This window comes from Pseudomonas sp. TE3-3-F2023 (genome assembly GCF_036784815.1).
Lineage (GTDB): Bacteria > Pseudomonadota > Gammaproteobacteria > Pseudomonadales > Pseudomonadaceae > Aquipseudomonas > Aquipseudomonas pudica.
In genome coordinates, this window is the sequence record NZ_CP145113.1 from 1,082,671 (window position 1) to 1,109,178 (window position 26,508).

Below are 26,508 nucleotides of genomic sequence, written 5' to 3' on the forward strand. Positions count from 1 at the left end.
GGGCCAGGCCATGAGTCGTGCAACTTCCAACAACCTTGGCCAGCGCCTGGCGCCATGGGCGCTGCCGGTACTGCTGCTGGCTGCCTGGCAACTGGCGGTCAGCGCCGGCTGGCTGTCTACGCGCATCTTGCCTGCGCCCAGCGCCGTGGTCAGCGCCGGCGTCGAGCTGGTGCGCAGCGGCGAGATCTGGACCCACCTTGCCATCAGTGGCTGGCGTGCCGGGTTGGGCTTCGTCATCGGTGGCAGCATCGGCCTGGTGCTGGGCTTTATCACCGGCCTGTCGAACTGGGGCGAACGCCTGCTCGACAGCTCGGTGCAGATGATCCGCAACGTGCCGCACCTGGCGCTGATCCCGCTGGTGATCCTGTGGTTCGGTATCGACGAGTCGGCAAAGATCTTCCTGGTCGCGCTGGGTACGCTGTTCCCGATCTACCTGAACACCTACCACGGTATCCGCAACGTCGACCCGGCGCTGGTGGAGATGGCGCGCAGCTATGGCTTGTCCGGCTTCAGCCTGTTCCGCCAGGTGATCCTGCCCGGGGCATTGCCTTCGATCCTGGTAGGCGTGCGCTTTGCCCTGGGCTTCATGTGGCTGACCCTGATCGTTGCCGAAACCATTTCGGCCAATGCCGGCATCGGTTACCTGGCGATGAACGCCCGTGAGTTCCTGCAGACCGACGTGGTGGTGCTGGCCATCGTCATGTATGCCGTGCTCGGCAAGCTTGCCGACCTCGCCGCCCGCGGCCTGGAGCGTGTGTGGCTGCGCTGGCACCCGGCCTATCAAGTGGCGAAGAAGGAGGGCGCATGACCGTGCTCAAGGAACAGCCGCCACGCCTGCTGCGTGGTATCCCGCTGGCATCCAGCGGCCTGCGCAAGACCTTTGGCCAGCGCGAGGTACTGAAGGGTATCGAGCTGCATATTCCTGCCGGCCAGTTCGTCGCCATCGTCGGCCGTAGTGGCTGCGGCAAGAGCACCTTGCTGCGCCTGCTGGCCGGTCTCGATCAGCCTAATGCAGGCCAGTTGCTGGCCGGTGCCGCGCCGCTGGAGCAGGCCCGCGAAGAAACCCGCCTGATGTTCCAGGACGCGCGCCTGCTGCCATGGAAGAAGGTGATCGACAACGTTGGCCTGGGCCTGTCTGGCGACTGGCGCCCGCGTGCGCTGGAAGCGTTGGAGTCGGTTGGCCTGGCCGACCGGGCCAATGAATGGCCGGCGGCACTCTCGGGTGGCCAGAAGCAGCGCGTGGCCCTGGCCCGGGCGCTGATTCACCAGCCGCGCCTGCTGCTGCTGGACGAGCCGCTCGGTGCGCTGGATGCATTGACCCGTATCGAGATGCAGCAACTGATCGAACGCCTGTGGCGTCAGCACGGCTTCACCGTGTTGCTGGTTACCCACGATGTCTGCGAGGCAGTCGCCGTGGCTGACCGGGTGATCCTGATCGAGGACGGCGAGGTCGGGCTCGACCTCACTGTCGACCTGGCACGGCCTCGGGCGCGTGGTTCGCACCGCCTGGCCGCGCTGGAAAGCGAAGTGCTCAACCGTGTTCTGTCGGCCCCGGGCGCTGCGCCCGAGCCGGATCCTGTAGCCCCTTTGCCCACGCAACTGCGTTGGGCGCACTGACTGACTCACTTACCAGACTGAAGCCATAGAGAAGGAATCAAATCATGACCATCAAAGCCATCAACGTTCGCAACCAGTTCAAAGGCACCGTGAAAGAAATCCTCGAAGGCCCGGTACTGTCGGAAATCGACGTGCAGACCGCCTCGGGCATCGTCACTTCGGTCATCACCACCCGCTCTGTGCGTGAGCTGGAGCTGCAGGTGGGCAGTGAAGTGATTGCCTTCGTGAAGTCGACTGAAGTGTCCATCGCCAAGCTGTGATGGGTGTTGGCCATGGGGCTGCTTTGCAGCCCAATCGCCGGCAAGCCAGCTCCCACAGGTAGTGCACAGGTTTCAGGCCTTGTGCTTTACCTGTGGGAGCTGGCTTGCCGGCGATGAGGCCATTGAATTTAACGCTTGGCCAGAAATGGCGGCAGATACAACCCCAGATACGCCTCGAACACTCGCTTGCCTTCCTCGGCCATGCGCGGGGTGATCGTTTCATGCAGCTGCACCGACCGCGCATACACTCGGTCGCTCAATTCCATGGCCAAGGCAAACACGTCCACATCCGCCGGCATCACCGGAAGATGAAAGTGCTGGTCGAACAACTTGTGCATCAAGTCGCCCAGTTCCATGTCGTGCTGCCGATCGGCCTGCACCACTTCGCTCAGGCCATGCTGGGCCAGGATCAGCTGCCGCGCCGCCGCGTCCTCGTTGTAGATATCCAGCATGCGCTGCTCTACCAGCCGTGACAGTTCGTGCCAGGTGTTGAACGCACTGCTGTCGATCGGCGCGCTCAACGCTTCACGAAAGGCCCGGTGTACATCGGCCGTCAATGCCTCCAGCAGCGCCGGCACACTGGCAAAGAAGTGATACACCGAAGACGGTGGAATCTGCGCGCGCTCGGCCACGCTGTAGATCGACAGGCCCGCCACCCCCAGCTCGGCCAGCAACTCGCGTGCAGCCGCCAGAATCGCCTCGATCCTGGCCTGGCTGCTGGCGCGCGGCCTGCGCGGGGTAGCAGTGCGGGTCATCAGTTGCTGATCGCCAGGATGCTGGCCTGGTAGGCACCGACGAACAGGTCGAAGTCGCCGACCTCCTGTTGTTCCAGGCGCGATTGCTCGGCCAGCGAGTCGCGGGCGAGGGTTTCGAAGGCCTGCTGGCGTTCGACCGGCAGTGGCTGCTCGCGGAAAGTTTCGGCGTGGATACGGCTCTGGCGCAGGGCGAACTTGACGAAGCTTTCGTCATGCTCGGTCATGCGCGCCAACACCTGGGCCGACGGGGTCAGCGAGGCGTCGTCGACCTTGGCCTGCTGGGCATCCAGGGCCTTGCCGTGTTCTGCGCCGCCTTGCGCCTGGTCGAGCAGCTCGGCCAGTGGCCGGATACGCTCGATCAGCTCACTGGCCCAGACCTTCAGGCCGATCGGCTGGCCATTGCGGTGAAGTTCCAGGCCCGGGCGCCGGCCTTCCTTGACCACGGTCAGGAAGTTGTTGGTGCACTGGCCGCATTCGCCATTGTCCAGTTGCGGGCTGTCTTCCAGCGCGCAGAACAGCAGGAATGCGTCGAGGAAGCGCGCCTCGGTCAGGTCGATACCAACCGGCAGGAACGGGTTGATGTCCAGGCAACGTACTTCCACATACTGAACACCGCGCGAGGTCAGGGCCTGGATCGGCCGCTCGCCGGTGTAGGTGACGCGCTTGGGGCGAATGTTCGAGTAGTACTCGTTTTCGATCTGCAGGATGTTGGTGTTCAGCTGTACCCATTCGCCATCCACGTGCGTGCCGACTTCGACGTAAGGCGGGTAGGGCGTGCCCACCGCCTTGCGCAGGCTGTCGGTGTAGCTGGCCAGGTTGTTGTAGCACGGGGTGAGGCCGGCCTGGGCATTGCTCTGGTAGCCCAGGTCGCTCATGCGCAGGCTGGTGGCGTAGGGCAGGTAGAGGGTTTCGGCATCCAGCTCTTCGAGCTGGTGCGGGCGGCCACGCAGGAAGCCTTTGTCCAGTGCCGGCGAGGCGCCGAACAGGTACATCAGCAGCCAGCTGTAGCGGCGGAAATTGCGGATCAGTGCGATATAGGCCGACGACTGGTAGTCGCGGTCGCTCTCGCTGCCGCCCTCTGCTGCGCGCAGCATAGGCCACAGCGCTTCGGGCAGCGAGAAGTTGTAATGGATACCGGCAATGCACTGCATGGTGCGGCCGTAGCGCAGGGCCAGGCCCTTGCGGTAGACGTGCTTGAGCTTGCCGATGTTCGAGCTGCCGTACTCGGCGATCGGGATATCCTCCTCGGCCGGCAGCGTGCAGGGCATCGACGGACTCCACAGGTATTCGTCGCCCAGCTTGCTGTAGACGAAACGGTGGGTCTCTTCGAGGCTTTCCAGCACCTTGGCCGGGTCGGGCAGGGCCGGGGTGATGAACTCCAGCAGCGACTCGGAATAATCGGTGGTGATCTGCTCGTTGGTCAGCGCCGATCCCAAGGCTTGCGGATGCGGGGTCTGGGCCAGGCGACCTTCTTCGGTCACGCGCAGGCATTCGCGCTCAATACCGTGCAGGCACTGCTTGAGCAGGGGGAGATTGGCGCCGAGCAGGCTCAGGCGGCGGTTGAGGAGGTCGCTCAAGATGTATTCCTTCACGCGTCAGTCGCCCCAATATGGGGGTAGAAAAGACGGTCTACAAGGGTAGTGGGAAAAGGAACTGGCGTTGTCGCCTGGTTTACGCGGTTCCGGCATTGCGCAGCGCCGACTTCGGGGGCCGCTTCGCAGCCCATCGCCGGCAAGCCGGGCTCCCACAGGTAAACCACGATATTCAGGCTTGTGGATTACCTGTGGGAGCCCGGCTTGCCGGCGATGGGGCGCGAAGCGGCCCCGGCTGTTGCCGAAAATACCGCAGATACTGCTTGGTGAGCTAGAGAACCGCGAAGGTTCCTTGCGCTTTCGCGACCAGCTTGTCGCCCTGAACTACGTCGGCGTCGACCACCAGGGTGCGCCGCCCGGCGTGCAGCACACGGGCGGTGCACAGCACCTCGCCGTCACTGACGGCGCGCATGTAGTTGATCTTGCACTCGATGGTGACGCTTTGCTGGTCGAAGCCATGGCTGGCCGAGCAGGCCAGGCCCATGGCGATGTCCACCAGGCTGAAGATCGCCCCGCCGTGCAGCTTCTGGCCACGGTTGCGCAAGTGTGGCTCGAGCGCCAGGGCTACCTCGGCAACACCTGTTTCCAGGCGTTGCAGATGGCAACCGAGGAGCTGGCTGAAGGCGCTTTCGACGTATTCGCGTGGAACGTCCATCACTTCTTCTTGAGCTGCTTGGCGTTGGCGAACAGTGCGGCCATGGCGTTGTTGGCCGGTGCTGCGGTGGCGGTTTCGCGCTGGCGCGGCACCTGCTGCTGGCGGTTGCCGCCATTGCCACGGTTACCGCCGCGGTTGCCATCGACCTTCTCGCCAGGGGTGTCGCTCATGCGCATGGACAGGCCGACACGCTTGCGCGGGATGTCCACTTCCATGACCTTGACCTTGACCACGTCGCCGGCCTTGACCGCTTCACGCGGGTCCTTGATGAACTTCTCCGACAGCGCCGAAATGTGCACCAGGCCGTCCTGGTGCACGCCGATGTCGACGAAGGCACCGAAGTTGGTGACGTTGGTCACCACGCCTTCGAGGATCATGCCCGGTTCCAGGTCCTTGAGGTCTTCGACGCCGTCCTGGAAAGTGGCGGTCTTGAACTCGGGGCGTGGGTCGCGGCCAGGCTTGTCCAGTTCCTGCAGGATGTCGGTGACGGTCGGCAGGCCGAAGGTTTCATCGGTAAATTTCTTCGGGTCCAGGCGCTTGAGGAAGCTGCTGTCACCGATCAGCGAGCGGATGTCACGGCCGGTATCGGCGGCAATCCGTTGCACCAGCGGGTAGGCCTCGGGGTGCACCGCGGAGGCATCCAGCGGGTTGTCGCCGTTCATCACGCGCAGGAAGCCGGCGGCCTGTTCGAAGGTTTTCTCACCCAGGCGGCTGACCTTTTTCAGTGCCGCGCGAGTGGCGAACGGGCCGTTGGCATCGCGGTGCGCGACGATGTTCTGCGCCAGGGTAGCGTTAAGGCCGGAGATGCGCGTCAGCAGGGCCACCGAGGCGGTGTTGACGTCCACGCCCACTGCGTTCACGCAATCCTCGACCACGGCGTCCAGGCCGCGCGCCAGTTTCAGCTGAGACACGTCATGCTGGTACTGGCCGACACCGATGGATTTCGGGTCAATCTTCACCAGCTCGGCCAGCGGGTCCTGCAGGCGGCGGGCAATCGACACGGCGCCACGGATCGACACGTCCAGGTCCGGGAATTCGCGGGCGGCCAGTTCCGATGCGGAGTACACCGAAGCGCCGGCCTCGGAAACCATGATCTTGGTGATCTTCAGTGCCGGGTACTTCTTGACCAGCTCCGCCACCAGCTTGTCGCTTTCGCGGCTGGCGGTGCCGTTGCCGATGGCGATCAGCTCCACCGAGTGCTTGGCGCACAGCGCAGCCATGATCGAAATGGTGCGGTCCCAGTCGTTCTTCGGTGCGTGCGGGTAGACCGTGGTGTGGTCCAGCAGCTTGCCGGTGGCATCGACCACGGCGATCTTGCAGCCGGTACGCAGGCCCGGGTCGAAGCCCAGGGTGGCACGCGGGCCGGCCGGGGCGGCCAGCAGCAGGTCGTGCAAGTTGTGGGCGAACACATTGATCGCCTCGCCTTCGGCGTTGTCGCGCAGCTCGCCGAACAGGTCGGTTTCCAGGTGGGTGTACAGCTTGACCTTCCAGGTCCAGCGGACCACTTCGCCCAGCCACTTGTCGGCCGGGCGGTTGCGGTTCTCGATACCGACGTGGTTGCCGATCATCAGCTCGCACGGGTGCAGGGTGCCGGGCAGTTCTTCGCCGACTTTCAGCGAGGCGCTCAGCACGCCTTCGTTACGCCCGCGGAAAATTGCCAGGGCGCGATGCGACGGGGCGTTGCGCAGCAGCTCGTCATGGGCGAAGTAGTCGCGGAACTTGGCACCTTCTTCTTCCTTGCCAGGCACGACGCGGGCGCTGAGTACCGACTCCTGCTTGAGGAAACTGCGCAGCTTGTCGAGCAGGGCGGCATCTTCGGCGAAGCGCTCCATGAGGATGTACTTGGCGCCTTCCAGCGCGGCCTTGACGTCGGCCACGCCCTTGTCGGCCTTGACGAAGCGTGCGGCTTCGCTTTCCGGGACCAGGTCGGGGTTGTTGAACAGGCCGTCGGCCAGCTCGCCGAGGCCGGCTTCCAGGGCGATCTGGCCCTTGGTGCGGCGCTTCTGCTTGTACGGCAGGTACAGGTCTTCGAGGCGGGTCTTGGTATCGGCCAGCTTGATCTCGCGGGCCAGTTCCGGGGTCAGCTTGCCCTGCTCCTCGATGCTGGCCAGGATGCTGGCGCGGCGCTCGTCGAGTTCGCGCAGGTAGCGCAGGCGCTCTTCCAGATGGCGCAGCTGGGTGTCGTCCAGGCTACCGGTCACTTCCTTGCGGTAGCGGGCGATGAAGGGCACGGTCGAGCCTTCGTCCAACAGGCCCACGGCCGCCTCGACCTGCTGGGGGCGTACGCCCAGTTCCTCGGCGATACGGCTGTTGATGCTGTCCATGTAAACCACCTGACATTTGTGAATACGGGGGTCGCCTGTGGGCCTGTCGCCCGGCGGCGCTGGATGAAAGCCGCGCATTATACCCATCGCAAACGGCTTGCGGTGATGGCGCCCGGCCAGCCGGAACTGGCGCCGGGGGAAAAATCTGCTAACAATGCTCACGCAACGTGCAGCAATGGCTACGCCATAATGCGCGGCGATATCAGAGGAGTTATTCATGACCGGCACGCCAAACACCGCTGAAGGTGACAAGATTCTCATCGTCGACGACGACCCGGGGCTGAGCAGCCTGCTGGAACGTTTCTTCACCAGCAAGGGCTACCGTGCCCGCGCGGTGCCCAACACCGAGCAGATGGACCGCCTGCTGCAGCGTGAGGTGTTCAACCTGGTGGTGCTCGACCTGATGCTGCCCGGCGAAGATGGCTTGTCGGCATGCAAGCGCCTGCGCCAGCAGAACAACCAGATCCCGATCATCATGCTCACCGCCAAGGGTGACGAGCTCAGCCGTATCAAGGGCCTGGAGCTGGGCGCCGACGACTACCTGGGCAAGCCGTTCAACCCGGACGAGCTGATGGCCCGGGTCAAGGCCGTGCTGCGTCGCCAGGCACCGAGTGTGCCGGGTGCGCCTGGCAGCGAAGACGAGTCGGTCACCTTCGGCGACTACGAGCTGTCGCTGGCCACCCGCGAACTCAAGCGTGGCGACGAAGTGCACATGCTCACCACCGGCGAATTCGCCGTGCTCAAGGCGCTGGTAATGCACGCGCGCGAGCCGCTGACCCGCGACAAGCTGATGAACCTGGCGCGTGGCCGAGAATGGGATGCGCTGGAACGCTCCATCGACGTGCAGATCTCGCGTCTGCGCCGCATGATCGAGCCGGACCCGTCCAAACCGCGTTATATCCAGACCGTGTGGGGCGTGGGCTACGTGTTCGTGCCAGACGGTAACGCCGGTAAATGATGCCGCGCCGTCGATGAAAACACCGCTCTGGTTTCCGCAAAGTTTCTTCGCCCGCACCCTGTGGCTGGTGTTGATCGTCGTTCTCTTCTCCAAGGCCTTGACCCTGGTCTACCTGTTGATGAACGAGGACGTACTGGTCGACCGTCAGTACAGCCACGGTGTTGCGCTGACCCTGCGCGCTTATTGGGCGGCCGACGAAGAAAACCGTGACAAGATCGCCGAAGCGGCAGGCCTTATTCGGGTTACCGGCTCGGGCGTGCCCGAGGGTGAGCAGCACTGGCCCTACAGCGAAATCTATCAGCGGCAGATGCGGGCTGAGCTGGGTGAAGACACCGAGGTACGGCTGCGCATTCATGCGCCGCCGGCGTTGTGGGTCAATGCGCCAAGCCTGGGCCCGGGCTGGTTGAAGGTACCGCTGTACCCGCACCCGCTGCGTGGGCAGAAGATCTGGAACGTGCTGGGTTGGTTCCTGGCCATCGGTCTGTTGTCCACGGCTTCGGCCTGGATCTTCGTGCGCCAGCTGAACCAGCCGCTCAAGCGCCTGGTGTTCGCCGCCCGGCAGCTGGGCCAGGGGCGCAGCGTGCGCCTGCCGATCAGCGACACGCCCAGCGAGATGACCGAGGTGTACAAGGCCTTCAACCAGATGGCCGAGGATGTCGAGCAGGCCGGGCGCGAGCGCGAGCTGATGCTGGCCGGGGTTTCCCACGACCTGCGCACACCGCTGACGCGCCTGCGTCTGTCGCTGTCTTTGCTGGACAGCGACAGCGAACTGAGTGACGACATGGTCCGCGATATCGAGGACATGGACGCGATCCTCGACCAGTTCCTGGCCTTCATCCGCGATGGCCGTGACGAACCGGTTGAAGAGGTCGACTTGGCCGACCTGGTGCGCGAAGTGGTGGCACCGTACAACCAGCCGGAAGAACGGGTGCGATTGTGCCTGGAGCCGATCCCTCCGTTCCCGCTGCGCCGGGTTTCGCTCAAACGCATGCTGGGCAACCTGATCGGCAACGCCCTGCACCATGCCGGCAAGGGGGTCGAGGTGGCCGCCTATGTGTCGGGCGACGAGAGTGCGCCGTATGTGGTGCTGAGCGTACTGGACCGCGGGACGGGGATCGACGAGTCGGAGCTTGAGACCATCTTCAACCCGTTCATTCGTGGTGACCGGGCGCGCGGCGGCAAGGGCACCGGGCTGGGGCTGGCGATCGTCAAGCGGATCGCGGCGCAGCATGGTGGGAATGTGGAACTGCGCAATCGCTCTGGTGGCGGGATCGAGGCGCGGGTACGGTTGCCTTTGGGGTTGTTGCTGCCGCGTAATGCTGTATGAATCTGGTTGGCTGCACTTACCCTATCGCCGGCAAGCCAGCTCCCACAGGTAATCTACAAACCTGAAGGTCGTGGTAATCCTGTGGAAGGTGGCTTGCCGGCGATAGGGCCGGTACAGGCTTGAATCAGCCCTTACCCTTGGTCCGAGTCTGATTAGGGCCCCCATTCTTCTCCAGATGCTCGATGATCATGCCGGCCACGTTCTTGCCGGTGGTCACTTCAATCCCCTCCAGCCCCGGCGACGAGTTCACTTCCATCACCAGCGGCCCATGGTTGGAGCGCAGGATATCCACACCCGCCACGCTCAGGCCCATCACCTTGGCCGCGCGTATGGCGGTCATGCGTTCTTCCGGGGTGATCTTGATCAGGCTGGCCACCCCGCCGCGGTGCAGATTGGAGCGGAATTCCCCCGGCTTGGCCTGGCGCTTCATCGACGCGATGACCTTGTCGCCGACCACGAAGCAGCGGATGTCCGCGCCGCCCGCTTCCTTGATGTATTCCTGCACCATGATGTTCTGCTTCAGCCCCATGAACGCCTCGATCACCGATTCGGCGGCCTTGGTGGTTTCGCACAGCACCACGCCGATCCCCTGCGTGCCCTCCAGTACCTTGATCACCAGCGGGGCGCCGTTGACCATCTGGATCAGGTCGGGGATGTCGTCCGGCGAGTGGGCGAAGCCGGTAATCGGCAGGCCGATACCGCGCCGCGACAGCAGTTGCAGCGAACGCAGCTTGTCGCGGGAGCGGGCTATTGCTACCGACTCGTTGAGCGGATACACGCCCATCATCTCGAACTGGCGCAGCACCGCACAGCCGTAGAAGGTCACCGAGGCACCGATGCGGGGGATCACCGCGTCGAAGCCTTCAAGCGGTTTGCCGCGGTAGTGGATCTGCGGCTTGTGGCTGGCAATGTTCATGTAGGCCCGCAGGGTATCGATCACCACCATTTCGTGGCCCCGCTGGGCACCGGCTTCGACCAGGCGGCGGGTGGAATACAGACGCGGATTGCGCGACAGCACAGCGATCTTCATGCAGCACCTGTGGCAGGAGAAAGGGTGGCCGGAAAGGCCGGTTTGTCTTGTACGTATTTGAGACCGGGGTTGACCACCAGCTGACCATGGATCAGGGCCTTGGAACCCAGCAACAGGCGATAACGCATGTTCTTGCGGCAGGCCAGGGTGAACTCCACCTCCCACACACCATCGCCCAGGGCCAGTGACGTGCGGATGACATAGCGGGTCTGGGCCTGGCCGTTGGAGCTCTTGATGGTTTTCATGGTCACCAGCGGTGCCTCGCAGCGCCGGTGGCGCAACTGCACCACCGAGCCAAGGTGTGCGGTGAAGCGGACCCAGGGCTGGCCGTCGCGCTCGAACGGCTCTACCTCGGTGGCGTGCAGGCTGGAGGTGCTGGCGCCAGTGTCGATCTTGGCGCGCAGCCCGGCCACACCAAGGTCGGGCAGGGCGACCCACTCGCGCAGGCCGATCACAGTCAAATGGTCAAATGTCTTCACGAAACGCACCCTGCGGATGAGGTGTTGAACTGTAAGCACGGCGGGGATTTTTTGCATCCGATCGTTACGGTAGTACAGTTCGATGAAACACAGCGTTCGAGGTAACGGGATGGCACAAAAAGCCGAAGACGACGACAAGGTACGCCTGGACAAATGGCTGTGGGCAGCACGCTTCTACAAGACCCGCGCGCTGGCCAAGGCGGCGATCGAGAGCGGCAAGGTGCACTGCCGGGGTGAGCGCTGCAAGCCGGGCAAGGAGCCGCGGGTGGGTGACGAGTTCGTGCTGCGTACCGGGTTCGACGAGCGCACCGTGGTGGTGAAGGCTCTGTCGGTGGTGCGGCGTGGTGCGCCAGAAGCGCAGACGTTGTACGAAGAGACCGAGGACAGCGTGCGCCGGCGCGAACAGGCGGCGGAACTGCGCAAGGCCGGGGCGATGGGCGTGACCACCGATGGGCGGCCGACCAAGAAGCAACGGCGGCAGATTCACCTGTTGCATGGGAGCTTCGAATAGCCGGGGCCACTTTGCGGACCATCGCCGGCAAGCCAGCTCCCACAGGTACTGCGCAAGCCCTGAAACTTGTGCAACCCCTGTAGGAGCGGCCTTGTGTCGCGATGGGCTACGCAGTAGACCCAGGGATCTAGCGGGTCACCGCCAAGCGCCCGACCAGCGGTAACTTGGCCGCGATCGCGAACATCGGCGCCGTCCAGCGCAGCAGCAGCGCGCTCCCCTTGGCCGCCAGCGGCGTGTAGCAGCTCCAGCCCAACGCCAGCACCGCCATCAGCAGCCCGCCGATGTAGTCATCCTGCCCCCAGTGGGCACCGGCCACCAGGCGCGGCAACATGAACAATACCGCCAACCCCCAGACCACCAGATATTGCACCAGGCGGCGGCTGAACACGCTCATGAACAGCGCCCAGACCAGCAACACCGAGGCATGATCCCCCGGGAAACTCTTGCTGGAACGGTCCTTGAGCTCCCAGGCCGCCTCCAGGTTCGGATAGTAGTCACTGAGGTGCACCACCTCGTCGAACATCATCGACGGGCTCTCGTGCTGCCAGCCTGCTGCATCCACCCACTTGGAAAACAGCGCGCGAATCACCACTAAGAGGATCAGCGTGACCAGAAAACCGAAAAAGGCCTGGCGTACCTGGGTTGCCTTGAACACCCAGTCGCCACGGATAAGCACTGCCAGAAGGATCAGGCCGACGACGATGTCGAACGGGCGCAGGCTGCCGACGGTCCAGATGTAGCGCCAGGTGGTGTTGTCGGCCAGCGGAGAATTCAGGCTGTGGAACAGCCACTCGTCGAAAGTCAGGCACAAGATCTGGCCAATGGGCCATAACCAGAAACACAGTAGAGCGATGGGGAGCAGCGTACAGGCTGCCAATGGCCCCCAGGACCACCTTGCTTGGAACAGTGGTGAATTGTCCATAAAATACCTCTATTGCAAACAGAAATCGGAGCGCCTCGTGAGCGCTCTGTCACGGGGTTCTCACATGTTTTCGACAACCCTTGTAACCATTTTGTCATCATTTTTCAGATAGCCAAAACCTATGAGCGACTTGCCTGATACCGATTTCACCCAACGTTTCATCTTCGACGAGCGCGATGTGCGCGGCGAGTGGGTGTCTCTCGATGACAGCTACGCCGCGGTGCTGGCGCGTCATGAGTACCCACAGCCAGTGCAGGCACTGCTCGGCGAGCTGATGGCGGCCACTGCCTTGCTCGTAGGGGCGATGAAGTTCGACGGCCTGCTGATTCTGCAGGCACGTTCGGAAGGGCCGATCCCGCTGCTGATGGTGGAGTGTTCGAGCGAGCGCGACATCCGTGGCATGGCTCGCTATGACGCCGAGCAGATCCCTGACGGCGCCACCCTGTCGCAACTGATGCCCGACGGCCACCTGACCCTGACCATCGATCCGGTCAAGGGCCAACGCTACCAAGGCACCGTGGATCTCGATGGCACCAACCTGTCGGAGTGCTTCACCAACTACTTCGTCCAGTCGCAGCAGCTCAATACCCGTTTCTGGCTCAACGCCGAGGGCGGCAAGGCCCGTGGCCTGCTGCTACAGCAACTGCCGCGCGATCGCCAGCCGGACGATGAAGAGCGTGAAGAAAGCTGGCAGCACGTTGTGGCATTGGCTACCACGCTCAAGGCTGATGAGTGGGCGCTGGACAACGAAACCCTGCTGCACCGCCTGTATCATGAAGATGCCGTGCGCCTGTTCGATATCCAGCCGCTGCGCTTCAAGTGCAGCTGCTCGCGCGAACGTTCCGGCAATGCGCTGGTCAGTTTGGGCGAGCACGATGCCAAGGCGCTGGTGGAAGAGTGCGGCGGGCAGGTGGAGATCGATTGCCAGTTCTGCAACGAGCGCTATTTCTTCGACGCCAGCGATGTGGCGCAACTGTTTGCCGGTGGCGGCACTGACGTAGCCTCAGAAACTCGTCACTGAAACGTTTAACCACAGGACAATCTCCTGTCGAATTGCGCAAAAGCGCAGTTCTGACAGGAGGGGCCTACTTTTTTTGGGCGTTTCTGGCATAATCCGGCCACTTTTTTCGCTGTAGTAGTTTTTTCAAGACAACTACAAAACGTTTGGAGCACTCGGCCTCGGGCCGGATGGGGTATCTCATGACGCAAGCCAACAACACCGTGTACACCGACCTGAGCGTCGATGAGCTGGTAAAAGAAGCGCTGCAACGCGGTGAAGGCGTACTAGCCGATACTGGCGCACTGGTCGTGGAGACCGGTCACCGTACTGGCCGTTCGCCGGCTGACCGTTTCATCGTCGAAGAGCCTTCCACCCAGGACGCCATTGCCTGGGGCCCGATCAACCGCAAGTTCCCGGCCGACAAGTTCGATGCCCTGTGGGAACGCGTCGAGGCGTTCAACAACGCCCAGGATCACTTCGTTTCCTACGTTCACGTAGGGGCGGCCGCCGAGCACTACCTGCCGGTGAAGATGACCACCCAGACTGCCTGGCAGAACCTGTTCGGCCGTTGCCTGTTCATCAACCCGGAGCAGTACAACCCGGCTGGCCGTGGCGAGTGGCAGGTCCTCAACGTCGCCAACTTCGTGTGCGAGCCTGAGCGTGACGGCACCAACTCCGATGGTTGCGTGATCATCAACTTCGCCCAGAAGAAGGTGCTGATCGCTGGCATGCGCTACGCCGGCGAAATGAAAAAAGCCATGTTCTCGGTGCAGAACTTCCTGCTGCCGGCTGCCGACGTGCTGCCGATGCACTGCGCGGCCAACATTGGCGAAGCAGGCGATGTGACCCTGTTCTTCGGCCTGTCCGGCACCGGCAAGACCACCCTGTCGGCCGACGAAAGCCGTTACCTGATCGGTGACGACGAGCACGGCTGGGGCGAGGGCGTGGTGTTCAACATCGAAGGCGGTTGCTACGCCAAGTGCATCGACTTGTCCGAGAAGAACGAGCCGGTCATCTGGAAAGCCATCAAGCATGGCGCCGTGCTGGAAAACGTCGTTCTCGACGCCAACAAGCACGCCGACTACAGCGATGTCAGCCTGACCCAGAACAGCCGTGCGGCCTACCCGCTGGAGCACGTTGCCAAGCGTTCCGAAGCGAACCTGGGTGGCGAGCCGAATGCAGTCATCTTCCTGACCTGCGACCTGACGGGTGTTCTGCCTCCGGTTTCGATCCTGAACAACGAGCAGGCGGCCTACCACTTCCTGTCCGGCTACACCGCGCTGGTCGGTTCCACCGAAATGGGTTCGGGCAGCGGCATCAAGTCGACCTTCTCCACCTGCTTCGGCGCGCCGTTCTTCCCGCGCCCGGCTGGCGAGTACGCCGAGCTGCTGATCAAGCGTATCAAAGGCTTCGACTCGAAGGTCTACCTGGTCAACACCGGCTGGACCGGCGGTGGCTACGGCGTTGGCAAGCGCTTCAGCATCCCGACCACCCGTGCCGTGATCGCTGCGATCCAGAGTGGCGCGCTGATCGGTGCCGAAACCGAGCACCTGGACATCATCAACCTGGATGTGCCGAAGGCCGTTCCGGGTGTTGAAACCGAGCTGCTCAACCCGCGCACCAACTGGGCTGACAAGGCTGCCTACGACGAGGCTGCCAAAGGCCTGGCCAAGCTGTTCATCGAAAACTTCAAGAAGTTCGAAGTTTCCGACGCCATCAAGGCCGCTGGCCCGCAGCTGTAAGCTGAGCTTACCTGTAACGAAAAGGCCGCCCCTACGGGCGGCCTTTTCGTTTTCTACTGCCTGTACCGGCCTCTTCGCGGCTTTAGCCGCGAAGAGGCCGGTACAGGCAGCGAAAATCCGGTTTTTCTGTTTCACTGTCAGCATCCATTGCGAAGACAAGAGCCAGCCAGATGACCGAATCCCCTCAGCGCACTGCCTTCTCCCACTTCCACCCCATCCTCACCCGCCCCCAGGACAACGACCTGAACGGCCATATTGCCGGTGCCACCGTGCACGGCTTCTTCGAAACCGCCATCCAGGCGTTCCTCGTCGAACAGGCCGACCTGGACCTGCGTGACGGCGAGCTGGCGGCATTCGTGGTCAGTTCGGCGGCGGATTTCTACGCTCTGCCCGGCTTCCCGGACGTGCTGGAAGTAGGGCTGGGGGTGGCACGACTGGCTGGCAGCACGGTGGAGTACCGCCTGGCCCTGTTCCGCCCAGGGGAGCCGGAGGCGTGTGCGGCAGGCACGGTGGTGCAGGTCTTCATCGAACGCGCCAATGGACGGCCAGTGGTGTTGCCAGAGACGCTGCAGGTGATCCTGTCTGGTGTACTGCTGGAACAGCAGGCATAAAAAAGCCCCGCTGGCAGGGGCGGGGCTTTTGTTGCCGGGGCAAGGCCCTCAGGCGTTAGTCGCGCCAGTGGCGCTTGTGCTTGTGCTTGCGATGGCCGTAGTGGTGGCCACGGTCCCAGTGGCGACGGTCGTCGTCATAACCACGACGGTAGCGGCGGCCTTCGTGGTAATCGTCTCTGTCGGCCTCTTTACCCAGGTAGTTACCCAGTGCACCACCGGCACCACCGCCGGCTGCTGCGCCAATGTAGCTACCGGTAGTGCCGCCCACGGAGCGGCCGACCACGTTACCGCCTGCGGCGCCCAGCGCGCCGCCGATAGCGGCTTCACCGCGCTGACGCTTGTCGGCACCCAGGGCACCGCCAGCTGCGCCGCCCAGACCGGCACCAATGGCGCCGCCGGTGCTACCACCGATGGAGTTGCCCACCACGGAGCCCAGTACCCCACCCAATGCGCCGCCAATGCCGGCCTCGGTGGTGCCGCCTGCCATGGCAACGCCGCTGAGCAAGCTGAAAGACAACAACAGTATCGAGGAGTACTTCTTCATCAAGAGAGCCTCATAAGGATGACGGGGCGATTTTTGAGCCTTGCAGGCACGCCTGGCAACGGAAATCCGACGAGTAACACGAGTTGTACACAATTCTCTAACTTACTGTATTTACTGTGAAACTTTATCGTTTTTTCGCTGTCTGAGACCTTTATGACGAAGCCCTGAGCCTTGATGGAACAGGGCTTTTTTCGTTTTTGGCGGCACGGCTTCCGGCCTCTTCGCGGGCACGCCCGCGAAGAGGCCAACACCATTCCTACAGGATGCGCCCGTCGTCCCGCGCCCGCTCCAGCTTGATGGCGATGAACTTCGACGTCGGCGTATGGCTGCCATCGCCAATGCTTTCCAGCGGCACCAGCGGGTTCACCTCCGGATAGTACGCCGCCGCCTGCCCGGCCGGGATGTCGTAGGCCAGTAAAGTGAAGCCGTGCACACGGCGCACATGCTCATCCCCCCACAACGACACGATGTCGACCTGCTGCCCCGGCTGGAAGCCCAGGCGGATGATGTCGGCTTCGTTGGCGAACAGCACCTCGCGCTGGCCACGCACGCCACGGTAGCGGTCGTCCAGGCCGTAGATGGTGGTGTTGTACTGATCGTGCGAGCGCATCGATTGCATGATCAGGTCAGGCACCTGCCCGCTGGCGCGTACACGCTCGTCGATCAGCGTGTCGGGCAGCAGGTTGGCCTTGAAGTTTGCGCGGCCGGTGCTGGTATTCCATTCACGGCTGGCAGCGCTGTTGCCCAGGTAGAAACCGCCCGGCTCGCGCAGGCGCTGGTTGAAGCCGCTGAAGCCGGCGATGGTGTCGCCGATCAGCTCGCGGATACGGTCGTAGTCAGCTACCAGCCAGTGCCAGTCCACGGGCTTCTTGCCGAGGGTGGCGGCGGCGATACCGGCGATGACCGCCGGCTCCGAGCGCATCTGCGTCGACAGCGGCTTCAGCTGGCCATTGGAGGCGTGGACCATGCTGAACGAGTCTTCTACCGTTACCGCCTGTGGCCCTTCTGCCTGAAGGTCGATGTCGGTGCGGCCCAGGCACGGCAGGATCAGTGCCTGCTTGCCGTGTACCAGGTGGCTGCGGTTGAGTTTGGTGCTGATGTGCACGGTCAGCTCGCAGTTGCTCAGTGCCTGGGCGGTGCGCTCGGTGTCCGGCGTGGCCTGGGCGAAGTTGCCGCCCAGGCCGATGAATACCTTGGCCCGGCCGTCGAGCATGGCGTGGATCGCCTCGACGGTGTTGTGGCCATTGTGCCGGGGCACGGGGAAGCCGAAGCGCTGCTCGATGGCGTCCAGCAGGGCCACCGGCGGGCGCTCATTGATGCCCATGGTGCGGTCACCCTGCACGTTGCTGTGGCCGCGCACCGGGCACAGGCCTGCGCCTGGCACGCCGATGTTGCCGCGCAGCATCTGCAAGTTGACGATTTCCTGGATGGTCGGCACTGAGTGGCGGTGCTGGGTAATACCCATAGCCCAGCACATGATCACCCGCTTGCCACGGCAATACATGCGCGCGGCCAGTTCGATGTCGGCCAGCGCCAGGCCGGACTGGGCCTGGATGTGCTCCCAGGGGGTGGCATCCACTACCGCCAGGTAGTCGTCGACGCCATGGCCATGTTCGGCAATGAAGGCGTGGTCGAAGACTGCTGGTTCGCCGTTGGCCTGGGCCTCGCGTTCCCATTGCAGGACGAACTTGGCCATGCCGCGCAGCAGCGCCATGTCGCCGCCCAGGGCCGGGCGGAAGAATGCGGTGTTCGTCGGCCGGTCGCTGTTGGTCAGCATTTCCAGCGGGTTCTGCGGGTGCTGGAAGCGCTCCAGGCCACGCTCCTTGAGCGGGTTGATGCACACCACCTGGGCACCGCGTTTTACCGCGTCGCGCAGCGGGTCGAGCATGCGGGGGTGGTTGGTACCGGGGTTCTGGCCCCAGACGAAAATCGCGTCGGCGTGCTCGAAGTCGTCGAAGGTGACGGTGCCCTTGCCGACCCCGATGCTCTGCCCCAAGGCCACGCCGCTGGCCTCGTGGCACATGTTCGAGCAGTCGGGGAAGTTGTTGGTGCCGTAGGCGCGCACGAACAGCTGGTACAGGTACGCCGCTTCGTTGCTGGCGCGCCCCGAAGTGTAGAACTCGGCCTGGTCAGGGCTGGCCAGCTTGTTCAGCTCACGGGCGATCAGGTTGAAGGCGGCGTCCCAGCTGATTGGCTGGTAGCGGTCGCTGGGTGCGTCATAGACCATCGGCTCGGTGAGGCGCCCCTGGTACTCCAGCCAGTAGTCGCTCTGCTGCAGTAGCGAAGTGACGCTGTAGCGGGCGAAAAAGGCGGCATCGACGCGGCGCTTGGTCGCCTCCCAGTTCACGGCCTTGGCACCGTTCTCGCAGAACTTGACCATGCCGCTTTCCGGCGAGTCGCCCCAGGCGCAGCCGGGGCAATCGAAGCCGCCGTTCTGGTTGGTCTTGAGCAGCGCGCGAATGTTCTTCAGCGCGTTATCGCTGCCCACCCAGGCCTTGGCTACGCTGCGCAGCGCGCCCCAGCCACCGGCGGGGCCGTGGTAGGGCTTGTAGCGAGGGGAAGAGGCTGGGGCGTTGTTCGGGAGGTGTTGGTACGAGGTCACGGCTGTTACGACTCCGCCGCTGGGCTGTAGACCCGCGGTGCGCTGTGCTTGGGCAGATGGATAAGGTTGAGGTTGTGCTTGCGTGCCCATTGCAGGGCAAGGCCGGTTGGCGCCGACAGGCTGACCAAGGTCTGGATACCGGCCCGCAGCACCTTCTGGATCAGCTCCAGGCTGCAGCGGCTGGTGACGATGGCCAGGCCACCCTGGCTGTCGATGCCCTGGCGCAGCAGGGCGCCGATCAACTTGTCGAGGGCGTTGTGCCGGCCGATGTCTTCGCGGCCGAGCAGCAGTTCGCCGTGGCGGTCCATGAACAGCGCCGCATGCACCGCGCCGCAGTGCTGGCCGAGCGGCTGGAAGGCATCGATGCGTTCACGCAGGCCGACCAACCATTGTGCCGGTGGCAAGGGCGCGCCAGGCAGCTCGGCCAGCTCTGGCAGCGCCTGCTCCAGTGCTTCGACCCCGCACAGGCCACAACCACTGGTGCCGGCCAGCTGGCGGCGCTGGTTTTTCAGGTTCCAGAACGCTCGGCTGGAAATCTCCAGGTCGGCATACATCGCCGAGCCGCTGCCGGAGAGCTTCAGATCGTAGATTTCTGCTGTGCCGTCGACAATGCCGCTGCCGACGCTGAAGCCGACGGCGAAGTCTTCCAGGTCGGTGGGGCTGACCAGCATCACCGCCTGGTTGAGGCCGTTGTAGGCAATGGCCAGGGCCACTTCTTCGGCCAGGGGCGTGCTGTCGCGTCTGGCGTCATTGAGCTGGACGTAATCGTAGGTGTTGCTGGCGGCGGGCATGGTCAAGGGCGATGAGGCCGCGCATACCGGAGGTTTGCTGTTCATCAGGGCTGACTTTTCATCGGGGCTATCGGCGGCTTTCAGATAGCACAAGCCTAGGCGTGCGGGTCGGTGGCGTCTAATCGCTAAGGTCTATGCCTTGATAGACCGCGTCGATTGGTCGCATGGGGCGCCAGGGGAAAAGCTGGCCTAGACTGCTGTGTCCGAGGTTTCGTCAACAAGGAGAGCGCTATGAGCTTGTTCAGTTTCGTCAAGGAAGCGGGCGAGAAGTTGATCGACCTGCTGACCCCCGGCAATGCCAATGCCGAAGAGCAGTTGAAGAAACACGTGGAAAGTGTCGGCCTGGGCAATCCGAATATCAAGGCCACCGTAGAGGGAGACAAGATCATCCTCACGGGCGAGGTGGCCAGCCAGGAGGAGAAAGAGAAGATCATCCTGGCGGCGGGCAACGTCGCTGGCGTGGCCAGTGTCGATGACCAGATCACCGTGACCGGACCGGTGGCCCAGGCCGCACGGTTCGTGACGGTGGAGAAGGGCGATACATTGAGTGCCATTTCGAAGAAGGTGTATGGCGACCCCAACAAGTACCAGAAGATCTTCGAGGCCAACAAACCGATGCTCAAGCACCCGGACAAGATCTATCCGGGGCAGGTGTTGCGTATTCCTGACTGATCTCTGCAGCCTGTACTGGCCCTATCGCCGGCAAGCCAGCTTCCACAGGATTACCACAGGCCTGAGGACCTGCGAGGTACCTGTGGGAGCTGGCTTGCCGGCGATAGGGCCCTCACAGGCCTACCAATATTTCCCGGTAATCCTCGACCGCCGCAAACTCTTCGGTATCCCGCGGCCCTGCCTGGCTATCCGGCTGGCGCACCGCCAGCAGATGCCCCACGCCAAACCGTCGTGCACTGCGCAGAATCGCCAGGGTGTCATCGATGAACAGGCTGCGCTCCGGTTCAAAGCCGATGTCCGCCTGCAATGCGTCCCAGAACTGCGGGCTTTCCTTCGGGTAGCCATAGTCATGCGAGCTGATCAGCCTTTCGAAATACGGCGCCAGCTCCACCCGCTCCAGCTTCAGCGACAGCGAATCCCGGTGCGCATTGGTGATCATCACCACGCGCTTGCCCGCGTTGCGGATCGCGGCAAGGAACGTATCGGCATCCGGGCGCAGGGCGATCAGGTCGGCGATTTCCTGTTTCAGCTCGCGGATCGGCAGCCGCAGTTCGCGGCTCCAGAAGTCCAGGCAATACCAGTTCAGCGTGCCGGCATTGCGTTCGAACAGCGGCTGCAGCTCCATTTCCGCCATTGCCCGGCTCACCCCGTGCAGCTCGGCGTAGCGCTGGGGCAGGTGGTCCAGCCAGAAGCGGTTGTCGTAATGCAGGTCGAGCAGGGTGCCGTCCATGTCCAGCAGGACGGTATCGATGGCAGACCAGGGAAGAACAGGCATGGGAAACTCTCGATCAGTCGGCAAGCCACGGTATAGTAACCCGTTCACGCCAAGGAGCCGCCCCATGCGCCAGAAACCCACCGTCCTCAGCCGCGAAATCGTCGCCAGCAGCCGCCTGTTTCGCGTCGAAGCCGTGCAATTGCGCTTCAGCAATGGCAACGAGCGTACCTACGAGCGCCTAGTGGGCCGGGGTAATGGTTACGGTGCGGTGATGATCGTGGCCATGCTCGATGCCGAGCACGCGGTGCTGGTGGAGGAATATTGTGGCGGCACCGATGAATACGAGCTGTCGTTGCCCAAGGGCCTGATCGAGCCGGGCGAGGACGTGCTGGCGGCAGCCGACCGGGAGCTCAAGGAAGAAGCCGGTTTTGGCGCGCGCCAGCTGGAGCACCTGACCGAGCTGTCGCTGTCGCCGGGCTACATGAGCCAGAAGATCCAGGTGGTGCTGGCCAGCGACCTGTACGAGGAGCGCCTGGAGGGCGACGAGCCGGAGCCGATGCGGGTCGACAAGGTCAACCTGCGCGAACTCTCGGCCCTGGCCATGCACCCGCAGTTTACCGAGGGGCGTGCGCTGGCGGCGCTGTACCTGGCGCGTGACCTGCTGATTCAGCGGGGGCTGCTGGAAGCATGAACGACCTGCAATTGATGTACGAAGTGGTCAAGCTGGCCCTGTTGGCGGGGGACGCGATCTTGCCGTTCTGGCGCGCCGATGTGGCCGTGACCAACAAGGCCGACGATTCGCCGGTCACCGCCGCCGACCTGGCGGCGCACCGGGTGATTGCCGATGGACTGCTGGCGCTGGCGCCGCAGATCCCGGTGCTGTCCGAAGAGGACTGCAACATTCCGCTGGTCGAGCGTCAGGGTTGGAGCCGCTGGTGGCTGGTCGACCCGCTGGACGGCACCAAGGAATTCATCACCGGCAGCGAGGAATTTACGGTCAACATCGCCCTGGTCGAAAACGGTGAGGTGGTGTTTGGCGTGGTTTCCATGCCGACCAACGGGCGCTGTTACTTCGGTGGTCGCGGGTTGGGCGCCTGGCGTGCCGAAGCGGGTGAGGCCGCCCAGGCGATCCAGGTACGCAACGCGCCGCCGGCGGGTGCGCGTTTCACCGTGGTCGCCAGCCGTCGCCATTCCAGCCCGGAACAGGAAGCGTTATTGGCCGGGTTGGGGGCTGCGGTGGGTGAGCTGGAGCTGGCTAATATCGGTAGTTCTTTGAAGTTCTGCCTGCTGGCCGAGGGCAGCGCCGACTGCTATCCGCGCCTGGCACCGACCTCGCAGTGGGATACCGCGGCGGCGCAGGGCGTGGTGGAAGGGGCTGGTGGGGAGGTAATCGGGCTGGATGGCTTGCCGTTCCGGTACCCAGCGCAGGAGTCGTTGCTTAACCCGCATTTCCTGGCGTTGCCGGCAAATGCTGCCTGGCGGCAAGCCTTCCTGAGCCTGATCTGACGGGTATCATCACACTCTGTTGGAGCTGAGGACTTCAGCTTCGCCGCCTATATCGCCGGGGCCGCTTTGCGGCCCATCGCCGGCAAGCCAGCTCCCACAAGTACTGCGCAGACCTTCAGCATGGCGCTGCACCTGTGGGAGCTGGCTTGCCGGCGATGGGCTGCGCAGCAGACCCAACAGCACTAACTGACTGGCATCAGTACTTGCCCGCGGTCAGCGGTGCAGCACGTACTGGCCGCTGAAGGTAACAGCAGGCTCGTCACTACCGGCATTGCTCACCGTGGTCTCCAGCGTCAACCGTGCCCGCCCGCGGCGCTGGTACATGGTCAAGAACCGCTCCCAGGTCTTTTCATCCGGCGCCGCACAGCGCGCCACCGCCGCCCCGGTAACCGGCAGCGGATAACTGATCTGCCCTTCCTGGATGACGATATGTCCGTCATCGATCCCCAACTCGCGCAAGCGCAGGTGCAGCCAGCCCCACCCCACCAGCACCGCGGCGCAGTACAGGCTGCCGCCGAACATGGTGCTCTTGTGGTTGACGTTGGCCGCCAGCGGCAATTGCAGGCGCAGGGTGTGCTGCTGCCAATCAAGCACTTCCAGGCCCATTTCGCGGGTCAGGGGGATGTCGCCGTGCAGGACGGACTGAAGGTGCTGGCTTTCGGTATTCATTAACGGTTGTCCTCTTGATCGTCATGCCCGCCGCTACCGCCGTCGAAGCTCAAGCCATGCTTGCGCAGCTTGTCGTGCAGGGTCTTGCGGGGGATGCCCAGCGCCTCGGCCAGGCTGCGCATGGAGCTGTGTGGCTGGGCCAGTTCGGCCGCGATCAGCGAGCGTTCGAACTGCTCGACCTGTTCGCTGAGGTTGCCGCTCGGCATCGGTACCGCAGGCATTGCCGCAGGTGGCGCCTGACCGTCCAGGGCCAGTTCCAGGCCAAGGGCGAAACGTTCGGCGGCGTTCTGCAGCTCGCGTACGTTACCGGGCCAGTCGTGACGCAGCAGCATGGCGCGCTGGGCCGGCTGCAGGGCGTGTGGCGGCAGGCCATGGCGCTGGCTGGCGGCGTCGGCGAAGTGCTGGAACAGCACCAGGATGTCATCGCCACGTTCGCGCAGCGGTGGAATACGTAGCGGCGCCACATTCAGGCGGTAATACAGGTCGGCACGGAAGCGCCCCTGGTCGGCTGACTGGCGCAGGTCCTCCTTGGTCGCGGCGATGATGCGGATATCCAGCGGGATCAGCTGGTTGCCACCCAGGCGCTCGACCACCCGTTCCTGCAGCATGCGCAGCAGTTTCACCTGCACATCCAGGCTCATGCTCTCGATTTCGTCGAGGAACAGCGTGCCACCGTTGGCGAACTCGAACTTGCCGATGCGGCGTTTCTGCGCACCGGTGAACGCCCCGGGCTCATGGCCGAACAGCTCGCTTTCGACCACAGACTCGGCCAGTGCGCCGGCATTGATCGCCACGAACGGCCCGTCGCGGCGGCTGGACAGGTCGTGCAGGGCACGGGCCACCACCTCTTTGCCGGCACCGGTCTCACCCAGGATCAGCACATCGGCGCGGGTGCCGGCCAGGGCGCCGATCTGCTCGCGCAGGCGCTGCATGGACGGCGACTGGCCCACCAGGCGGGTGGCCAGTTGCTGGCGGTCGCTCAGGGCCAGGCGCAGGCTGCGGTTGTCCAGTACCAGGCGGCGCAGGGCCAGGGCGCGACGCACGCTGTCCAGCAGGGCGTCGCTGGCAAAGGGCTTTTCCAGGAAATCGTAAGCGCCGGCGCGCATCGCTTGCACCGCCAGCGGTACATCGCCGTGGCCGGTGATCAGCAGCACCGGCAGTTCGTTGTCACGGCCATGCAGTTGTTCCAGCAGCTGCAGGCCATCGATGCCCGGCATGCGGATGTCGCTGACCACCACGCCGGGCCAGTCGGCCTCAATGCGTTCGGCCAGGCCCTGGGCATCGGCCAGGGCGACCACCTTGAGCCCGGCCAGGTCCAGGGTCTGGCTCAGTGCCTGGCGCAGGTGCGGGTCATCATCGACCAGGATGATCTGGGCTCGGCTGTCGATCAGTGTCTCGGTGGTCATGCCGAGGGGTCCTCCGAATTGGGCAAAGTAGCGCCAGGCGCGGCCACGCGCAGCTGCAGGGTCAGCAGTGCGCCACCCTCCGGGTGGTTGGCCAGCAGCAGCTCACCGCCCAGGGCGCGCATCAGGCTTTCGCAGATGGCCAGGCCCAGGCCCAGGCCCTGGGTGCGGGTCTTGGTGGTGAAGAACGGCTCCTTGGCGTGCTCCAGGGCCTGGCGGCTGAAGCCGGGGCCGTTGTCGCGAATGTACAGGTAGACGCAGTCATCGCGCTGCTCGGCACTTAGCCACAGGCGGCGCGGGTTGGCCTTCTCGGTCAGGGCGTCGAGGGCATTGGCCAGAAGGTTGCCGAGCACCTGGCGCAGGCGGGTCTCGCCGGCCTGTACCCACAAGGTGGCTTCCGGCAGGTCGCGGATCAGCTCGACGGCCATTGCCCGGCGGCGCTTGGCCAGCAGCGCCAGGGCATCGTCCAGGGCCGGCTGCAGGGCCACGCTCTCCGGGGCATGGCGGTCACGACGGGCGAAGGCGCGCAGGTGGGCGATGATCGAGGCCATGCGCCCGGTCAGCTCGCCGATCAGCTTGAGGTTGCCGCGGGCGTCTTCGGTACGCTGGTGGTCAAGCAGGATCTCTGCGTTTTCCGCGTAGCTGCGGATGGCGGCCAGCGGCTGGTTGAGTTCGTGGCTGATGCTGGCCGACATGGTGCCGAGTACCGACAGCTTGCCGGCCTGCACCAGTTCGTCCTGCGCGCGCACGGCCTCCTGCTGGGCGTTCTCGCGCTCCAGCACGGCGCTCTTGAGCCGGGTGTTCAGGCCTTCGAGATCGGCGGTGCGCTCGGCTACGCGTTTTTCCAGCTCCTGGCGGCCACGTGCCTCGAAGTCGATGCGGTCGATGTAATGACGGCGCCGCTGCATCACCAGGCCGGCCAGCAGCATAAGCACCAATAGGGTGCCAGCGCCGATGGCCATCACGGTTTGCACCGAACGGTCGACCAGCATGCGCGGGGCGAGGATGCTGACCTGCCAGCCGGTTTCCTTGATATCGCGGGTCTGGCTGATCCAGGCGTCCTGGTTGAGCACCAGCGGCTGCGGGGCCTGGGTCGGGTAGGGCTGAATGGCGATGATGGCCTGGCGCTCGGCCTCGGTCAGTGCGCGGGTCGCACGGAAGCGCCAGTCGGGCCGGGAGGTCAGGATGACCACGCCATTGTGGTCGGTCAGCAACAGCTGCTCGGGTGTGCGACCCCACAGGGTTTCGGTGTGGTCGAGGTCGACCTTGACTACCAGTACGCCAACGATGCGTTCACGGTCACGCACGGCGGCGGCAAAGAAGTAGCCGCGCTTGGCCGACGTGGTGCCCTGGCCGAAAAAGCGCCCCAGGCGGCCGGCCATGGCTTCGTTGAAGTAGGGACGGAAGGCGAAGTTGCGGCCAACGAAGCTGTCGCGCTTGTCCCAGTTGGATGCGGCCAGGGTGTTGCCGCTGATGTCCATCAGGTACATCACCTCGGCGCCGGTCTGCTGGACGATGTCCTTGAGCAGGCGGTTGGCGTTGGTCACCGCTTCCAGGCGGAACGGGTCGGCCAGCACCCCGCGCAGGGCCGGCAGGTCGCCGAGTATTTGCGGCAAGGTTTCGTAGCGGTGCAGGGTACCGAGCAGGTTGGCGACGTACAGGTCGAGGGTCTGGCGGTTCTGCGAGGCCAGTTCTTCCTGGTAGTAGCGTTCGGCCAGATGGTGCAGGGGCCACAGTAACGGGGCCAGGCACAGGGCCAACAGGGCCAGGCTGCGCCAGCGGGGACGGCGTGGGGGCGTGGGTTTTGCAATCATCACGTAAAG

General features: G+C 64.0%; 26 protein-coding genes. 12 read left to right on the forward strand and 14 right to left on the reverse strand.

What is annotated here, in order from left to right; genetic code table 11:
• Positions 1 to 10: 10 nt before the first annotated feature.
• Genes ssuC through V3314_RS04860 form a run of 3 tightly spaced genes read left to right on the forward strand, consistent with a single transcriptional unit; the run spans position 11 to position 1,877 of the window.
• A complete protein-coding gene (gene ssuC / locus V3314_RS04850) occupies positions 11 to 808 on the forward strand; it encodes an aliphatic sulfonate ABC transporter permease SsuC (RefSeq protein ID WP_046614535.1) in 798 nt (265 codons plus the stop codon).
• A complete protein-coding gene (gene ssuB / locus V3314_RS04855; protein ID WP_046614534.1) occupies positions 805 to 1,617 on the forward strand; it encodes an aliphatic sulfonates ABC transporter ATP-binding protein in 813 nt (270 codons plus the stop codon). The genes ssuC and ssuB overlap by 4 nt, the downstream gene beginning before the upstream one ends.
• 44 nt (positions 1,618 to 1,661) lie before the next feature.
• Positions 1,662 to 1,877, forward strand: coding sequence for a molybdopterin-binding protein (locus V3314_RS04860; RefSeq protein WP_003255829.1), 216 nt, complete (start codon positions 1,662 to 1,664; stop codon positions 1,875 to 1,877).
• A gap of 128 nt (positions 1,878 to 2,005) precedes the next feature.
• Here the strand turns inward: V3314_RS04860 and V3314_RS04865 are convergent, their stop codons facing one another.
• The 4 genes from V3314_RS04865 to V3314_RS04880 form a co-directional block, all read right to left on the reverse strand.
• Entirely contained in the window at positions 2,006 to 2,632 is a 627-nt protein-coding gene (locus V3314_RS04865) for a TetR/AcrR family transcriptional regulator (protein ID WP_046614533.1), read from the reverse strand.
• Positions 2,632 to 4,209, reverse strand: a complete 1,578-nt coding sequence (gene gshA, locus V3314_RS04870; RefSeq protein ID WP_161797620.1) for a glutamate--cysteine ligase — start codon at positions 4,207 to 4,209, stop codon at positions 2,632 to 2,634. The genes V3314_RS04865 and gshA overlap by 1 nt, the downstream gene beginning before the upstream one ends.
• 286 nt (positions 4,210 to 4,495) lie before the next feature.
• A complete protein-coding gene (locus V3314_RS04875; RefSeq protein ID WP_052970513.1) occupies positions 4,496 to 4,879 on the reverse strand; it encodes a PaaI family thioesterase in 384 nt (127 codons plus the stop codon).
• Positions 4,879 to 7,203: a Tex family protein gene (locus V3314_RS04880; protein ID WP_338459976.1), complete on the reverse strand. Its 2,325-nt coding sequence runs from the start codon at positions 7,201 to 7,203 to the stop codon at positions 4,879 to 4,881. Before V3314_RS04880 ends, V3314_RS04875 begins: the two co-directional genes overlap by 1 nt.
• A 217-nt stretch (positions 7,204 to 7,420) precedes the next feature.
• Between V3314_RS04880 and ompR the strand changes: the two genes are divergently transcribed.
• A complete protein-coding gene (gene ompR / locus V3314_RS04885) occupies positions 7,421 to 8,161 on the forward strand; it encodes a two-component system response regulator OmpR (RefSeq protein ID WP_012270052.1) in 741 nt (246 codons plus the stop codon).
• Between the two features lie 13 nt (positions 8,162 to 8,174).
• Positions 8,175 to 9,488 (forward strand): ATP-binding protein, encoded by a 1,314-nt coding sequence (locus tag V3314_RS04890; RefSeq protein WP_046614530.1) that lies wholly within the window; start codon positions 8,175 to 8,177, stop codon positions 9,486 to 9,488.
• Positions 9,489 to 9,612: 124 nt separating this feature from the next.
• On the opposite strand, the gene rimK is transcribed toward V3314_RS04890, so the two are convergent.
• Together rimK and V3314_RS04900 are read right to left on the reverse strand one after the other, a co-directional pair.
• A complete protein-coding gene (rimK, locus tag V3314_RS04895; protein WP_085599963.1) occupies positions 9,613 to 10,518 on the reverse strand; it encodes a 30S ribosomal protein S6--L-glutamate ligase in 906 nt (301 codons plus the stop codon).
• Complete coding sequence (locus V3314_RS04900) at positions 10,515 to 10,931, reverse strand: ATP-dependent zinc protease (protein WP_230852919.1); 417 nt, start codon at positions 10,929 to 10,931, stop codon at positions 10,515 to 10,517. Before V3314_RS04900 ends, rimK begins: the two co-directional genes overlap by 4 nt.
• A gap of 175 nt (positions 10,932 to 11,106) precedes the next feature.
• On the opposite strand from V3314_RS04900, the gene V3314_RS04905 reads away from it, so the two are divergent.
• Positions 11,107 to 11,508 carry a S4 domain-containing protein gene (locus V3314_RS04905; protein ID WP_046614529.1) on the forward strand — a complete coding sequence of 134 codons (402 nt, stop codon included), beginning with the start codon at positions 11,107 to 11,109 and terminating at the stop codon, positions 11,506 to 11,508.
• A 127-nt stretch (positions 11,509 to 11,635) separates the two neighbouring features.
• On the opposite strand, the gene V3314_RS04910 is transcribed toward V3314_RS04905, so the two are convergent.
• A complete protein-coding gene (locus V3314_RS04910) occupies positions 11,636 to 12,430 on the reverse strand; it encodes a phosphatase PAP2 family protein (RefSeq protein ID WP_153671296.1) in 795 nt (264 codons plus the stop codon).
• Positions 12,431 to 12,551: 121 nt separating this feature from the next.
• Here V3314_RS04910 and hslO point away from each other — a divergent pair, with 121 nt between their 5' ends.
• The 3 genes from hslO to V3314_RS04925 all read left to right on the forward strand — a co-directional run bounded on the left by hslO (position 12,552) and on the right by V3314_RS04925 (position 15,783).
• Positions 12,552 to 13,451, forward strand: coding sequence for an Hsp33 family molecular chaperone HslO (gene hslO / locus V3314_RS04915; protein ID WP_046614527.1), 900 nt, complete (start codon positions 12,552 to 12,554; stop codon positions 13,449 to 13,451).
• A gap of 179 nt (positions 13,452 to 13,630) precedes the next feature.
• Positions 13,631 to 15,172 carry a phosphoenolpyruvate carboxykinase gene (locus V3314_RS04920; RefSeq protein ID WP_046614526.1) on the forward strand — a complete coding sequence of 514 codons (1,542 nt, stop codon included), beginning with the start codon at positions 13,631 to 13,633 and terminating at the stop codon, positions 15,170 to 15,172.
• Positions 15,173 to 15,342: 170 nt separating this feature from the next.
• Complete coding sequence (locus V3314_RS04925) at positions 15,343 to 15,783, forward strand: thioesterase family protein (RefSeq protein ID WP_046614525.1); 441 nt, start codon at positions 15,343 to 15,345, stop codon at positions 15,781 to 15,783.
• A 55-nt stretch (positions 15,784 to 15,838) separates the two neighbouring features.
• Here V3314_RS04925 and V3314_RS04930 read toward each other — a convergent pair whose 3' ends face one another.
• From V3314_RS04930 to fdhD, 3 genes are all read right to left on the reverse strand, one after another.
• Positions 15,839 to 16,327, reverse strand: a complete 489-nt coding sequence (locus tag V3314_RS04930) for a glycine zipper domain-containing protein (protein ID WP_046614524.1) — start codon at positions 16,325 to 16,327, stop codon at positions 15,839 to 15,841.
• Positions 16,328 to 16,583: 256 nt separating this feature from the next.
• Complete coding sequence (locus V3314_RS04935) at positions 16,584 to 18,929, reverse strand: FdhF/YdeP family oxidoreductase (protein WP_338459977.1); 2,346 nt, start codon at positions 18,927 to 18,929, stop codon at positions 16,584 to 16,586.
• Between the two features lie 5 nt (positions 18,930 to 18,934).
• On the reverse strand, positions 18,935 to 19,765 hold the full coding sequence (gene fdhD / locus V3314_RS04940) for a formate dehydrogenase accessory sulfurtransferase FdhD (RefSeq protein ID WP_046614522.1): 831 nt from the start codon (positions 19,763 to 19,765) through the stop codon (positions 18,935 to 18,937).
• A 186-nt stretch (positions 19,766 to 19,951) separates the two neighbouring features.
• Here fdhD and lysM point away from each other — a divergent pair, with 186 nt between their 5' ends.
• A complete protein-coding gene (lysM, locus tag V3314_RS04945; RefSeq protein ID WP_046614521.1) occupies positions 19,952 to 20,392 on the forward strand; it encodes a peptidoglycan-binding protein LysM in 441 nt (146 codons plus the stop codon).
• A gap of 112 nt (positions 20,393 to 20,504) precedes the next feature.
• Here the strand turns inward: lysM and yrfG are convergent, their stop codons facing one another.
• A complete protein-coding gene (yrfG, locus tag V3314_RS04950) occupies positions 20,505 to 21,167 on the reverse strand; it encodes a GMP/IMP nucleotidase (protein WP_153671294.1) in 663 nt (220 codons plus the stop codon).
• 64 nt (positions 21,168 to 21,231) lie between these two features.
• On the opposite strand from yrfG, the gene nudE reads away from it, so the two are divergent.
• Both nudE and cysQ read left to right on the forward strand, forming a co-directional pair.
• A complete protein-coding gene (nudE, locus tag V3314_RS04955; protein ID WP_015268611.1) occupies positions 21,232 to 21,798 on the forward strand; it encodes an ADP compounds hydrolase NudE in 567 nt (188 codons plus the stop codon).
• On the forward strand, positions 21,795 to 22,613 hold the full coding sequence (cysQ, locus tag V3314_RS04960; protein ID WP_338459978.1) for a 3'(2'),5'-bisphosphate nucleotidase CysQ: 819 nt from the start codon (positions 21,795 to 21,797) through the stop codon (positions 22,611 to 22,613). Before nudE ends, cysQ begins: the two co-directional genes overlap by 4 nt.
• Positions 22,614 to 22,826: 213 nt before the next feature.
• Here the strand turns inward: cysQ and V3314_RS04965 are convergent, their stop codons facing one another.
• From V3314_RS04965 to V3314_RS04975, 3 genes are read right to left on the reverse strand one after another with little or no spacing between them, the layout of a single operon-like run.
• Complete coding sequence (locus V3314_RS04965) at positions 22,827 to 23,282, reverse strand: YiiD C-terminal domain-containing protein (RefSeq protein ID WP_046614518.1); 456 nt, start codon at positions 23,280 to 23,282, stop codon at positions 22,827 to 22,829.
• Positions 23,282 to 24,688 carry a sigma-54 dependent transcriptional regulator gene (locus V3314_RS04970; RefSeq protein WP_108480022.1) on the reverse strand — a complete coding sequence of 469 codons (1,407 nt, stop codon included), beginning with the start codon at positions 24,686 to 24,688 and terminating at the stop codon, positions 23,282 to 23,284. The genes V3314_RS04965 and V3314_RS04970 overlap by 1 nt, the downstream gene beginning before the upstream one ends.
• Complete coding sequence (locus V3314_RS04975) at positions 24,685 to 26,499, reverse strand: ATP-binding protein (protein ID WP_046614516.1); 1,815 nt, start codon at positions 26,497 to 26,499, stop codon at positions 24,685 to 24,687. Before V3314_RS04975 ends, V3314_RS04970 begins: the two co-directional genes overlap by 4 nt.
• Positions 26,500 to 26,508 lie beyond the last annotated feature (9 nt).